Source organism: Corallococcus aberystwythensis, assembly GCF_003612165.1.
In the GTDB taxonomy this organism is placed as follows: Bacteria; Myxococcota; Myxococcia; order Myxococcales; family Myxococcaceae; genus Corallococcus; species Corallococcus aberystwythensis.
Genome location: NZ_RAWK01000011.1, coordinates 25,263 through 38,126, shown reverse-complemented (window position 1 = coordinate 38,126; position 12,864 = coordinate 25,263). Strand labels below are relative to the sequence as shown.

The following is a 12,864-nucleotide window of genomic DNA, read 5'->3' as shown; positions in this document are numbered from 1 at the left end:
GTGTCAGGGGCTGGCTGCGGCGGCGGGCAGGGCCACCGGAAGGAGAGGGGAGGGCAGCGCCGTGACGGACGCGGGCGCCGGGGCGTCAGCATAGCCCAGGGCCAGCTCGCGCTGGATGACCTCCCACACGGCCCGGCGCGTGAGCAGCTCGCCGTGGGGCACCACGCCGGACAGCTCCACGTTGAAGACGTTGGGCTGGCCGTCCACGTCCAGCACGGAGGAGGGATAGCGCGCGATGACGTCGTCGCGCGAGTAGATGGACGTGAGCCGCACGTGGCGCGGGAAGGCGCCCACGCTCAGGTCCTTGATGAAGCGCGATGACGGCGTGAGCTGCCACATGCTGCGGCTGAACCAGCCCAGCGTCGCGCAGCCCAGGTAGGCCATGCGCGTGCCCCGGTGCGGTGTGCCCAGCGTGATGAGGCTCTTCACCCGGGCATCCCCGCCCAGCCGCTTCACGTAGTACGTGCCGATGAGGCCGCCCTTGGAGTGGCCGATGATGGTGAGCGGCCCCATGCCCGGGTGGCGCTCGTAGAGCCGGTCCACCTTGCCCTGGACCTTGCGCGCCAGCTCGTCGATGCGGTGCGTGTTGAAGCGGTCCATGGTGCCACCCAGGTGGATGGACCAGACGCAGTAGCCCTCGCGGCGCAGGCGGTGCTCCAGCACCTCCAAAACTCGGCGCGTGCTGAAGAAGCCGTGCAGGAGGAGCACCGGCTTCTGGCAGTGCTTGAAGTCCGTGCGGCGCACGACCTGGTTGCCGCGTGGATCCAGATCCACGTAGCTGGCCAGGTACTTCAGGTGGCACTTCAGCCTTCGGTACTGCATCACGAACGGATTCATCCCCAGCCCCCGTCCTGGAACACGGAGCAAGCTAGGGAGCGGGTCACCCCACGGCCCGGATCAGCGCGCGTCCGGTCAGGTGAAGTGTTGAAGGAAGTTCATCAGCACCCGGTGCGCGAACGGCGTCGGGGTGATGCCGGACAGGAGCCGGGGGACGTACTCGCCCCCGGGGACGCCCTTTTCTTGTGCGAGCGCGTCCAGCTTCTCCTCGCGGGCGAGGATGACCGCGCGCATGGCGTCCGTGGGCATCTCCGGGTGGAACTGCACGCCGCGCACGTTGGGGCGGAACGCGAGCGCCTGGTTCGCGGTGTTGGCGTTGCCCGCGAGCACCGTGGCGCCTTCTGGCAGGCGCGAGACGATGTCCTCGTGCGTCGCCTGCACGGCGAAGCGCTCCGGCAGGCCGGTGAACAGCGGATCCGCGCGCCCTTGCGGTGAGAGCGACACCTCCACGGTGCCCGTCTCGCGGCCGTTGGGATTGCGCGCCACCTTGCCGCCGTAGGCTTCAGCGAGCAGCTGTTGGCCAAAGCACACGCCGAGCACGGGGATGCCCTGCTCGCCCGCCTCCACCATGAAGGCGCCGGCCCGCTCCATCCACGGCTCGCGCTGCGTCACCGACAGGGGGGAGCCCGTCATCATCACCGCGTCGTAGCCCTTCGCGTCCTTCGGCAGGGGCGCGCCCTTGTGCACCGGAAGGATGTCGAAGCGTTGGCCCGACAGTCCGATGGTTTGCAGAAACCACCGCTCATAGTCGCCCACGGAGAGCTGGACGGAGGTCGCCGCGTCGCCGGCTTTCAGCAGGAGGACGTTCTTCATGGGGGCAGCTTGCCGCGTCATGCCCTCATTCCTACCGTGTCGAGCCGTCCGTGTCCGGTGCCCGCCACTTCCAGGCCGCTTGTGCGCCGTGCTCACCCGAGGCTTCGCCATGACCGACGCTCGTTCGCTCACTCCCAAGCTCCCCGTGCTCAAGCTGCTCATCGACGGGCAGCAGGTGGACCCCATTGAAGGGGGCACCTTCGCGGTGGTGAACCCCGCCACCGGCCAGAAGCTGGCGGACGTGCCCGCCGGCACCGCCGCGGACGTGGACCGCGCGGTGAAGGCCGCGCGCCGCGCCTTCGAATCCGGACCGTGGGGGAAGATGACCGGCCGCGAGCGCGGCAAGCTCATCCGCAAGCTGGCGGACCTGCTCTACGAGCGCCGCGAGGAGTTCGCGCTCGTCGAGTCGATGAACAACGGCAAGACGTTCAAGGACGCCATCCGGGGGGACGTGGCGCCGGGCGCCGCGACGCTCGCGAACTTCGCCGACCTGGCCGGCACCATCATGGGCGAGGTGCTGCCCGTCGACGGCCCCTTCCACACCTACGCGCTCAAGGAGCCGGTGGGCGTGGTGGGCATCATCGTTCCGTGGAACTACCCCACGTGCATGCTGGGCTGGAAGCTGGGGCCCGCGCTGGCCTCCGGCTGCACGGTGGTGGTGAAGCCGTCCGAGTACACGCCGCTCACCGCGCTGAAGCTGGGCGCGCTGGCGCTGGAGGCGAGCTTCCCGCCCGGCGTCATCAACGTCGTCACCGGCCTGGGTGACCCCGCGGGCGAGGCGATTGCCCGGCACCCGGACGTGGACAAGATCTCCTTCACCGGCTCCGGACGCACCGCGCGCCGGCTGCTCCAGGCGTCCGCCGCGAGCAACCTGAAGAAGCTGACCCTGGAGCTGGGCGGCAAGAGCCCGCAGATCATCTTCCCGGACGCGGACTTCGACCGCGCGGTGGAGGCGTGCTTCTGGGGCATCTTCGGCAACAAGGGTGAGACGTGCAACGCGGGCAGCCGCGTGCTGGTGCACGAGAAGGCCTACGAGGCGTTCGTCGCGAAGCTGGCGCAGAAGGCCGGCACCATGAAGGTGGGCGATCCGCTGGACGCGACCACGGAGATGGGCGCGCTGGTGAGCCAGAAGCAGATGGACATGGTGCTGGGCTACATCGAGAGCGGCAAGCAGCAGGGCGCGAAGCTGCTCGCGGGCGGTGTGCGCGACACGGAGGGCTTCAAGGCGAAGGGCTGCTTCGTGAAGCCCACCATCTTCGGCGACGTGAAGCCGGACATGAAGATTGCCCAGGAAGAGATTTTTGGCCCGGTGCTCAGCTGCCTGCGCTTCCGCGACGACGCGGAGGCGATGACGCTGGCCAACAGCACGCAGTACGGCCTGGCCGCGTCCATCTGGACGGGGGACGTGGCCAAGGCGCACGCGCTGGCGAAGCAGGTGAAGAGCGGCGTGGTGTGGATCAACTGCTTCAACGAGTTCGACGACGCGGCGCCCTTCGGTGGCTACAAGGAATCCGGCTGGGGCAAGGACCTGGGCCACCACGCGCTGGACGGCTACCTCCAGACGAAGGCCGTGTGGACGAAGCTGCCGTCCCCCTGACTTCCGCGCGCTCTTTTCCATCCACCGCTCCACCGCCGCATGACGAAGAAAAGGAAGGTCCCGATGGCATCGCGTCCCAAGGCCAAGGTGCTCACCCATCCGGCGATGGCCCGCCGGGCTCGCGCGAAGGAGCGCGGCGAGGGCGTGCCGCGCGCGGTGCCCGCTCAGCAGGGGGACATGGACTCCCTGCGCCGGTGGATGGACGAGAAGGGCGTCCGCAAGGTGAAGCTGGGCGCCATCGACGTGGATGGCGTCTTCCGCGGTAAGTACGTCTCGCTGGAGAAGTTCTACAGCGCCGCGAAGAGCAACATGGGCTTCTGCGACGTCGTCTTCGGCTGGGACCTGGGCGACGAGCTCCTGGACAACACCAAGGTCACGGGCTGGCACACGGGCTACCCGGACACGCCCGCGAAGGTGGACCTGTCCACCGCGCGCATCATCCCGTGGGAGCCGGACACCGCGGCCTTCCTGCTGGACTTCGTGAACCCGGACGGCACGCCCTTCGAGGCGAGCCCGCGCCAGCTGCTCCAGAAGATGGGCCAGCGCGCGCGCAAGCTGGGCTTCCTGCCCAAGTTCGGCGCCGAGTACGAGTTCTTCCTCTTCAAGGAGGGCCCGCAGAGCCTGCATGAGAAGGGCTTCAAGAACCTCACGCCGCTGACGCCGGGCATGTTCGGCTACTCGTGGCTGCGCACGTCCATGAACGCGCCGCTGGTGCACGCGCTCATCGACGGGTGCAACGCGTACGGGCTCAACATCGAGGGCTTCCACACGGAGACGGGCCCCGGCGTCTTCGAAGCGGCCATCCGCTACGACACGCTGGAGCTGGCGGCGGACCGCGCGGCGCTGTTCAAGACGGTGGTGAAGGAGATCTGCGCGAAGCACGGCGTGTCCGCGTGCTTCATGGCGAAGGTGGACCCCAAGCTGCCCGGCTGCTCCGGCCACGTGCACCAGTCGCTGTGGAACCTGAAGGGGGAGGACAACCTCTTCCACGACCCGTCCCAGAAGCACGGAATGAGCAAGCTGATGCGGCACTACATTGGCGGGCAGGTGGCGCTGATGCCGGAGCTGACGGCGCTCTACTGGCCCACCATCAACAGCTACAAGCGCAGCGTGGAGAACACCTGGGCGCCCACCACCGCGACGTGGGGCCTGGAGAACCGCACCTGCGCCATCCGCGTCATCGGCGACAGCGGCAAGTCCATGCGCATCGAGTACCGCCAGCTGGGCGCGGACATGAACGCGTACATCGGCATGGCGGTGAGCCTGGCCGCGGGCCTGTGGGGCATCGAGAACGAAATCGAGCCGCCCGCGCCCGTGCTGTCCAACGCCTACGAAGCGAAGAACACGAAGCCGCTGCCCCGGAACCTGAAGGACGCGGTGGCGCTCTTGAAGAACAGCGAGCGCGCCCGCGAAATCCTGGGCGAGGGCTTCGTCGACCATTTCGTGCGCACCCGCGAATGGGAGGTGCGCCAGTACGAACGGGCGGTCACCTCCTGGGAGCTGGAGCGCTACCTGGAACTCATCTGAAGGAGGACCTTCCATGAAGCCTTTCGACATTCCCTCGGAGCCGCGTGTCACGGAGATGTCGTGGCCCACGCGCATCGTGTTTGGCGCGGGCGCGCTCCAGCGGTTGCCCGCGCACGCCTCGCGGTTGGAGATGAAGCGCCCGCTGCTGGTGACGGACGCGGGCGTGGTGAAGGCGGGCGTCGCCACGCGCGTCACGGACGTGCTCAAGGCCGCGGGCATGGACTGCGCGGTGTTCGACCGCGTGGAGCCCAACCCCACGGAGCGTGACGTGTTCGCGGGCCTGGAGGCGTACCGCGCGCACAAGGCCGACGGCATCATCGCCCTGGGCGGTGGCAGCGCGCTGGACGCCGGCAAGCTGGTGCAGTTGCTCACCACGCACGAGCCGCCGCTCAGCCGCTACGACGACGCGAAGGGCGGCGACCAGTACGTGCGCGACGACCTGCCTCCGCTCATCGCCATCCCGACGACGGCGGGCACGGGTTCGGAAGTGGGCCGCTCCGGCGTGGTGACGCTGGCGGACACGGGCCGCAAGACGGTCATCTTCAGCCCGTACCTGCTGCCGAAGGCGGCGGTCATCGACCCGGAGTTGACGCTGGGCCTGCCCCCGTCCGTCACGGCGGCCACGGGCATGGACGCGCTCACCCACTGCATCGAGGCGTACGTCGCCAACGGCTTCCATCCGCTCGCGGACGCGGTGGCCATTGACGGCGTGATGCGCGTGGGGCGCTCGCTGGTGACGGCGGTGAAGGAGGGCCGCGACCTGGCGGCGCGCACGGACATGATGGTGGCCGCGATGGAGGGCGCCATGGCCTTCCAGAAGGGCCTGGGCGCGAGCCACGCGCTGGCGCACGCGCTCACGCCCATCTCCAACGTGCCGCACGGCCTGGCGAACGCCATCGTGTTGCCCGCGGTGATGGAGTTCAACCGCGCGGCGAGCACGGCGCGGCTGGCGCGCATCGCCACGGCGCTGGGAGACACGTCCAACGCGCGCGAGGAGGTGCTCGCCGCGAACGCCATCGACCGCGTGCGCAAGCTGGCAGCGTCCGTGGGGATTCCGGCGCGGCTGCGCGACGCGGGCGTGCAGGAAAAGGACCTGGAGCACATCGCGCAGAAGGCCTTCCTGGACGCGTCTCACCAGGGGAACCCACGCTCCGTGACGGAGGCGGACCTGCTGGCCATGGCCCGCGAGGCGTACTGAAAAGCGGCTTCACGCAGGCTTGATTTCAGAGTGTTTCAGCGGGGCCTCTTCCGAGGGAAACGGGAGGGGCCCCGTGCCTTTGGAGCGGTGAATCAACCCGGGCCTCCCCCGTCAGTAGGTTCAGAACGCAGCACAACGCGGTTCACGGAGGCAGGTCATGAAGGCAATGCTCAAGAAGATGGTGGTGGCTGTGGCGCTCGTCGCGAGCTCCCCGGTGATGGCGGCGGACTTCCACGCTGCCACCCCCCTCGTGAGCCGCCAGGACCAGTCCCGCATGGAGCGCGAGCGTCAGGAGCGTGAGCGTCAGGCCCGGCTGGAGCGCGAACGGCATGAGCGGATGCGTCAGGAGCGCGAGCGTCAGGCCCGGCTGGAGCGCGAGCGGCAGGAGCGGGAGCGGCAGGCGCGCATGGAGCGCGAGCGCCAGGAGCGCGAGCGTCAGGCCCGGCTGGAGCGTGAGCGTCAGGAGCGCGAGCGGCTGGCGCGGATGGAGCGTGAACGGCAGGAGCGGGCGCGGTTGGCCCGGCTGGAGCGCGAGCGGCTGGCGCGGCGTGACCGGGCCCCCGCGTACAACGGTGGCTGGCTGAACTAGGCAGCGCCAGCGTCACAGCCTGAAGCAGCGCGGAGGCCCGGGGGCGGAGATTCCACCCTCGGGCTTCTTCGCGTCTGGAGGTCAGTGGGCCGTGGGTTCCACGGGCCGCTCGCGCGTGCCCGCGTCTGGAGCGGTGCCGGCGTCGGACGTCACCACGACGCCCGTTGCCTCGGGTTCAACCGTCTCCGGCGTGAACTCCAGTGTCTCCATGTAGATGCGCCCCGGCAGCCGCAGGTCCATGGCGGTGATGTGCTCGCGGTCGCGCAAACCATAGAGCTGTTGCGCCACCCAGCCTGTCGGCACGGGTTCATCGGAGAAGACGACGTAGACGCGGACCTTCCCCTCCTGCACCGGCACGCGGAAGCTGGTGTTCGCGACGGGCCGGTTTGCGTCGCAGCGGATGGAGCGCTTCTCGCGCGTGAGCGTGAGCTGCCGGATGACGCCTTTCTCGGACGTCGTGAAGAGCATGCAGTAGGGGAGTTGTCCCCCAAGGGGGATGATCTCCATCGTCGTGGGGCCCGTCCGTTTCACCTGGGCACGCATCAGCTTCACGGGCGGCTTCGCGTCGTCGCAGCTCACGAAGCCCGCGCCCAGCGCCATCACCGTCAGCAAGCCCGCCCAGCGCGTCACGTGTTCCTCCCCCGGGAAGGTGGAATGGCAGATACCGCGAGCCTGCCCTGACCTAACACGGCGGGCGTGTGCGGTGGCCATCGGCGGCATGGCGGAGGCGGACCCGCTGGCCCATGGCCCGCGAGCGGCTGGCGCGGCGTGACCGGGCCCCGGCGTACAACGGCGGCTGGCTGAACCAGGCCGCTGCGGCGACACAGACTGAAGCAGCACGAAGGCCCGGGGGCGGAGGTCCACCCTCGGGCTTCTTCGCGGCTGGAGGTCAGTTGTCGGCGGGCTCCACGGACAGCGTGCTGGTGCCCGCATCCGGGGCCGTGCCTCCGTCGGAGGTCACCACGCCGCCCGCGCCCACGATGACGCCCGTCGCTTCGGGCTCGCCCGTCTCCGGCGTGAACTCCAGTGTCTCCACGAAGATGCGCCCCGGCAGCCGCAGGTCCATGGCGGTGACGCGCTCGCGGTCGCGCAGGTCGTAGAGCTGCTGCGCCACGGAGCCCGCGGGCACGCGCTCGTCGGAGAAGAAGATGTAGACGCGCACCTTCCCCTCCTGCACCGGCACGCGGAAGCTGGTGTTCGCGACGGGCCGGTTCGCATCGCAGCGGATGGAGCGGTTCTCCCGCGTGAGCGTGAGCTGCCGGATGACGCCCTTCTCGGACATCGTGAAGAGCATGCAGTAGGGGAGCTGTCCCTCGACGGGGATGATCTCCATCGTCGCGGGGCCCGTCCGCTTCACCTGCGCCCGCTCCACCTTCGCGGGCGGCTTCGCGTCGTCGCAGCTCACGATGCCCGCACCCAGCACCATCACCGTCAGCAAGCCCGTCCAGCGCGTCATGTGGTTCTCCCCCGGGAAGGTGGAATGGCCTACACGGCGAGCCTACCCCGGCTCCACGCCTTCCCGTCCTGTCCGCTTTTCGTGGAAGCCTGGGGGGCCGCCGAGTGCACGGTCGTGCACATGGCTTCCTGCGTCATCACCGCCCGGGACTACTCCGGGCGCTGGTAGACGATGACCTGCGGCGTTTCGTCCAGGTACAGCCCGGTGACGGGCGTGCGCGTGCCGAAGGCCTGCCACGTGAGGAACTCGTGCTCGCGGAACTCCTGGTGGTACTGGTACGCGACGATGTCCGCGTCGAACGGGCTGTTCACCGGCCGCACGTCCGGACGCAGCATCCCGTTGCGCTGGTAGTCGCGGAACGAGAAGCCGTTCACCTCGTGCAGGTAGATGCGTGCACCCGGCTTCGCGTGTTCGTTGATCCACGGCAGCACGCCGGTGACGTGGCTGGACCAGAACTGCCGCTGCATCCCCAGCGTCGCAGCGCCCGGCAAGCCGCCCGCCAGCTCCGAGTACGCGGCCGTGCCGTACGGGAACACCCGCACCGACCCCAGCAGCGCGGGCACGAGCAGCAGCGCGAACACCGGCACCGTCACCGCCAGCGGTGACACCGAGGGACGCCGGGCCTTCAGCACCTCCCACACCGCGAAGCACCCGCGCGCCACCGCCGCGCCCGCGAGGATGCCCAGGAAGGTCATGGACGGGAACCAGTGCTTCACCCCGCCGAAGTGCGGCACCTGCGGGTGGCTGATGATGAGGATGGACGTCACCGCGTTGACGCCCACCAGCGCCTCGGAAGCCGTGGGCATCCGCACCCACTCCCGCGTGCGGGCGCTCAGGCTCAACAGCGCCCGGCCCACGAGCGCGACGAAGCCCGTCACCATGGGCGCGAAGAGGCTGGTGGGCACCGTCAGCGCCGTCTTCACCAGCACGTAGGTGAGCGGGAAGGGCGGCCCGCGCATCAGCGTGCCCAGGTAGAACCAGGCGTAGTGGTTGTGCGTCGCGTGGAAGGCCAGGTACCACGCGGTGCGGTCCACCGGCGCGTGCCAGAGGTAGGGCCAGTGCAGGTAGAAGAGGACGGGGCCCAGCACCGCCATGGCCGCCAGCGGCACCAGCGCCCGCGTCACCGGCAGGCTCACGTGCTTCAGGTCCCGCAGCAGCACCCCGCTGCCCACCGCGAGGCCCACGAAGAACAGCGTGTGCGGGCTCAGGAGCAGGAACTTCTTCTGGAACGCGGCGGGCCCGCCCAGGAACACCACCAGCAGGCCGTAGAGCACCGCCACCGCGGCGTACAGCCCCACGAAGCGGACCGCCCGTACGCGGGCCTCCGGGACGCCCTCGCTCACCTGCCACGCGCGCCACAGCGCGAACGGTGACAGCACGAAGGGCATGAAGAGGGCGTTGTGCTTCGTGGCGATGGCCAGGCCGAATGCCACGCCGCACGCGATGCCCCAGCGGGTGCTCTCCAGTGCGCGCCAGAAGCAGTACACGACCAGCAGCCACATCGCGGCCACCGGCAGGTCGAAGCACGCCAGCTCCGCGTTGAAGTACTGGCGGGGCACCAGCAGGAAGGAGAGGGCGGCGAACCACCCCGCGGTGCGGCCGTACAGCGCGCTGCCCAGGAGGAAGCACAGCGCGGGCACCAGCGCCGCCATCGCGAACGCGGGCAGCCGGTACGCCGTCGCGTCGCGCATGAGGCCCAGCGTGTCGTGGAAGAGCAGGTGGCTCAACCCGAACAGCGTCTTCATCAGCACCGGGTGCTCGTGGTTGTAGTCCCACGCGCGCACGATGGCGCTGTCCGTGAACGCCTGCGCGGGCGAGTGCAGCAGCAGCCGGAACCACTGCGAGTAGCCCTCCGCCGCGGCGAAGTAGACGCTCTCGTCACGCGTGAAGCCCACGGCGGCTTCCGTGCTCCACAGCGCCGCGAACGCCAGCACCCACAAGGCCAGGGCCGTGAGCTTCTCCTCGCGCGTGGCGGGGCGTCCCGTCAGCGGGAGTGACACCGGAGCCTGCACCGGAGCTGTCATGGCCTCACCCCCACCGCGGGCTCCAGCGCCATCACGTCCAGGCACACCTGCCGCGACTCCGCGTTGTCCGCCTGCACCCAGACCTTCACCGTGCGCGGCGGCCCAGGTGGCAGCACCACCTCCGCCTTCTGCACGCCCTCGCGGCCCGGGGGAATGGGCACGTTCAACAGCCGCTCGCCCGTGGCCGCGTCATCCACGCCCAGATAGGACGTGCTCAGGCGCGGGTCCTTCGGGTGCGCGAACTCGAAGATGATGCCGCCCTCCAGCCTCAGGCCCATGCCGGACGGCACGTTGGCGAACTCCGCCACCAGCCGCTGCGCGCCTCCCGGCGCATGCATCCACAGGCAGTGCCGGGGCTCGTAGAGGATTTCGTGCCACTCCGGCGCCACGTACAGGTGCGGCGGGCCGGGGCAGCGGTGCACCTTGCCGTCGAAGGGGCAGTCCCGGCGCGAGCCGTCCGGCTGCTCCAGGTACACGCGCGCCGCGCTCACGGCCTCGCTCGCCACCCAGTGGCGGGGACGGTAGCGGCCGTTCTCGTAGAGGCGCAGCGACAGCGGGCCCATGCGGGCTTCGGGGTTCAGCGCCTTGCGTCCGGGGAGGAAGGCCGCGTCGAACGCGCCCACGTCGGAGCGGGGAAGCTCCGGCTGGCCCAGCACCCAGATGCGCGGGTGCGCGCCCAGGTCCGCGCCGTCCGACTCCAGCCACCCGTACACAGGGACGGATGGGGGCACGAAGAGACGGGCGCGCTCGGTCCACCAGGGAAAGAGCAGCACCGCGTCCCCGGGGCGTGCGTCGCGGGCCAGCACGTCCGCCACGGCGCGCTCGTCCGCGTCCGTGGGCAGCCGGCCTGGAAGCCGCAGCTGGAAGACGAGGCACCACAGCGCGACGAGCAGCAGGGCCCCCAGTTCCACCAGGGGCAGGGCGCGCAGGGCCTTAGGACTTGGCAAGACGGATCTTCTGCTCGCTCTTTTCGCGGCAGAAGGTGCAGAAGATGTGGTCGCCCTGGTTGAAGGACGGCGTCCAGGGTGGGTACATCGAGCAGCGCGGATCCAGGCAGTGGTGCAGCTCCCAGAGCGTGCCCAGCTGGTGCAGCGCGTGCCGCGCGATGGGCTTGAAGTCCTTCTCCAGGTCCTTGAACGGCGCGATGGAGAGTACCGCCCGGTCCTTGCCGTACCTCGCGAAGCCAGACGTGGGCGCCTTGCCGCTGGGCAGGTCCCGGTCCTTCAGCTTGCGCGAGGTGAGCAGCAGCACCTTGTCGTCCTTGTAGGCCCGGATGCCCTTCACCTCTTCCAGCAGCTTCTCCGCGTCCAGGGGCTCGGACATGCCCGCGGGGACTTCCGCGGAGCCGCTGTGCTCGCTGCCCACGCCGAAGGCCGTGTAGAGCGTGCGGTTGAACTTGGCGAGCTGCTTGTCGTCGAAGGGGTCCAGCGTCACGACGCGAATCACGGGGCGTCACCTCGGCGGGAAGGCCCTCGCGGTGCCGGGTGCGCGCTTGAGGCGCGACGCGGGCACCGGGAGGGCCGTGGAGTCCTGCGGTTCACTCGTCCTCGGCCGGCTTGGCCTTGGGCGGACGGCCGCGCTTCTTGGGAGCGGCGGGCTCCGCGGGCGCGGCGCCTTCCGGCGGCCTGGCCTTGGGCGGACGGCCACGCTTCTTCGGAGCGGCGGGTTCGGCGCCCTCCGCCGCCACCCCTTCCGGCTTCGGCTTGGGCGGACGGCCGCGCTTCTTCGGGGCGGCGGGCTCGCCACCTTCGCCTTCGGCCGGCTTGGCCTTGGGCGGACGGCCGCGCTTCTTCGGAGCGTCCTCGGACGACTCCTCGCCGCCTTCCTCCTCGGCACCCTCCTCGGAGGACTCCTCCTCGGATTCGGACTCGGCCTGCGGCTCCTCATCAGAGGGCAGGTCCAGCTCTCCGCCCTCCAGACCCATGAGGTCGCCGTCCAGGTCCATGTCGTCCTCGTCGCCACCGGGCCGCGCGAACTCCGCGGCGGTGCGCTTGGGACGCTCCTTCCCGGGCGGGAAGAGGACGATGTCGATGGAGTCCTCGGCGTTGGCCTCGGCGGTGCCCAGCGCGGCGGCGACCTCCGATACCAGCAGGTGCCGGGCATTGTCGTAGAGCTCGCGCTCCTTGGTGGGCAGCGGACGCAGCTCACTCAGGACCTGGAGGCCCTTGACGACCTCCGCCAGACCCAGGATGCCGCCCTGGGTCATGCGGTCCAGGTTGGTGCGCGCGCGCTGCTTCCAGTCGAGGTCCGCCTTGTCGCTGTCCGAGCGGAGGAATGAGTAGATCTCCTCCACGTCCGACGGACTGGCGACCTTGCGCACACCGATGGAAATGATTTTTCCCTGCGGCACCATCACGACCGCGCCGTCTTCCTCGCGGCGCATGGTGACGAAGGTGAGGCTCTGTCCCGCCACTTCCTTCACATCGATGGCGGCGACGCGACAGACCCCCTGGTTGGGGTAGACGACCCGGTCTCCAACCTGGAGCTGGAGTGCAGCGGACCCTTCTGGCATGGCCCCCTCGTGGGCGGGTGGATGATCACCGAAGCGAGCGACCGGTCGTAGCACCGTGCCTCGCCGGATGCCACGAGATTACCGGGGAAGCATTGTCATCCGGTTGGCATTGCGCTGCGCTTCCAACAGCTTGGCCATCACCTCGTGCGCCTGCGAGTCCAGAACAGCGTCGATCTGGGCGTCGGTCGGCCCCTCGTCCGCCGTGCTTCCGGGCCGCGCGTCCACGCGGGTGGAAAGTCCCACCGTGGCCATCACCGCGATTCCCAGGCCCAGCACCGCCAGCAGCTTCTTCATGAGCGTCCTCCGTGGCG

The 12,864-nt window shown here is 69.8% G+C and carries 13 protein-coding genes; 4 read left to right on the top strand and 9 right to left on the bottom strand.

The features are described 5' to 3' along the window. Positions 1-3 precede the first annotated feature (3 nt). Both D7W81_RS03040 and D7W81_RS03035 read right to left on the bottom strand, forming a co-directional pair. The gene (locus D7W81_RS03040; RefSeq protein ID WP_120553796.1) at positions 4-837 is read right to left on the bottom strand and encodes an esterase/lipase family protein; all 834 of its coding nucleotides are present in this window, start codon (positions 835-837) and stop codon (positions 4-6) included. A 75-nt stretch (positions 838-912) separates the two neighbouring features. Then, the gene (locus D7W81_RS03035; RefSeq protein WP_120553795.1) at positions 913-1,650 is read right to left on the bottom strand and encodes a glutamine amidotransferase; all 738 of its coding nucleotides are present in this window, start codon (positions 1,648-1,650) and stop codon (positions 913-915) included. 109 nt (positions 1,651-1,759) lie between these two features. On the opposite strand from D7W81_RS03035, the gene D7W81_RS03030 reads away from it, so the two are divergent. From D7W81_RS03030 to D7W81_RS03015, 4 genes are all read left to right on the top strand, one after another. Then, positions 1,760-3,247, top strand: a complete 1,488-nt coding sequence (locus D7W81_RS03030; RefSeq protein WP_120553794.1) for an aldehyde dehydrogenase family protein — start codon at positions 1,760-1,762, stop codon at positions 3,245-3,247. 63 nt (positions 3,248-3,310) lie between these two features. Beyond that, a complete protein-coding gene (locus D7W81_RS03025) occupies positions 3,311-4,774 on the top strand; it encodes a glutamine synthetase family protein (RefSeq protein ID WP_208721135.1) in 1,464 nt (487 codons plus the stop codon). Positions 4,775-4,787: 13 nt separating this feature from the next. Continuing rightward, positions 4,788-5,972: an iron-containing alcohol dehydrogenase gene (locus D7W81_RS03020; protein ID WP_120553793.1), complete on the top strand. Its 1,185-nt coding sequence runs from the start codon at positions 4,788-4,790 to the stop codon at positions 5,970-5,972. Positions 5,973-6,129: 157 nt separating this feature from the next. After that, entirely contained in the window at positions 6,130-6,561 is a 432-nt protein-coding gene (locus D7W81_RS03015) for an ATP-dependent DNA helicase (protein WP_120553792.1), read from the top strand. Positions 6,562-6,642: 81 nt separating this feature from the next. On the opposite strand, the gene D7W81_RS03010 is transcribed toward D7W81_RS03015, so the two are convergent. The 7 genes from D7W81_RS03010 to D7W81_RS02980 all read right to left on the bottom strand — a co-directional run bounded on the left by D7W81_RS03010 (position 6,643) and on the right by D7W81_RS02980 (position 12,847). Then, complete coding sequence (locus D7W81_RS03010) at positions 6,643-7,191, bottom strand: hypothetical protein (protein ID WP_120553791.1); 549 nt, start codon at positions 7,189-7,191, stop codon at positions 6,643-6,645. A gap of 259 nt (positions 7,192-7,450) precedes the next feature. After that, complete coding sequence (locus D7W81_RS03005; protein WP_120553790.1) at positions 7,451-8,017, bottom strand: hypothetical protein; 567 nt, start codon at positions 8,015-8,017, stop codon at positions 7,451-7,453. Between the two features lie 149 nt (positions 8,018-8,166). Beyond that, positions 8,167-10,041, bottom strand: a complete 1,875-nt coding sequence (locus D7W81_RS03000; RefSeq protein ID WP_208721133.1) for an ArnT family glycosyltransferase — start codon at positions 10,039-10,041, stop codon at positions 8,167-8,169. Beyond that, positions 10,038-10,988 carry a hypothetical protein gene (locus D7W81_RS02995; protein WP_120553789.1) on the bottom strand — a complete coding sequence of 317 codons (951 nt, stop codon included), beginning with the start codon at positions 10,986-10,988 and terminating at the stop codon, positions 10,038-10,040. The genes D7W81_RS03000 and D7W81_RS02995 overlap by 4 nt, the downstream gene beginning before the upstream one ends. Then, positions 10,975-11,487: a zinc metalloprotease gene (locus D7W81_RS02990; protein WP_120553788.1), complete on the bottom strand. Its 513-nt coding sequence runs from the start codon at positions 11,485-11,487 to the stop codon at positions 10,975-10,977. The genes D7W81_RS02995 and D7W81_RS02990 overlap by 14 nt, the downstream gene beginning before the upstream one ends. Before the next feature lie 91 nt (positions 11,488-11,578). Then, positions 11,579-12,553 (bottom strand): CarD family transcriptional regulator, encoded by a 975-nt coding sequence (locus tag D7W81_RS02985; protein ID WP_120553787.1) that lies wholly within the window; start codon positions 12,551-12,553, stop codon positions 11,579-11,581. Positions 12,554-12,631: 78 nt separating this feature from the next. Beyond that, complete coding sequence (locus D7W81_RS02980) at positions 12,632-12,847, bottom strand: hypothetical protein (protein WP_120553786.1); 216 nt, start codon at positions 12,845-12,847, stop codon at positions 12,632-12,634. Positions 12,848-12,864 lie beyond the last annotated feature (17 nt).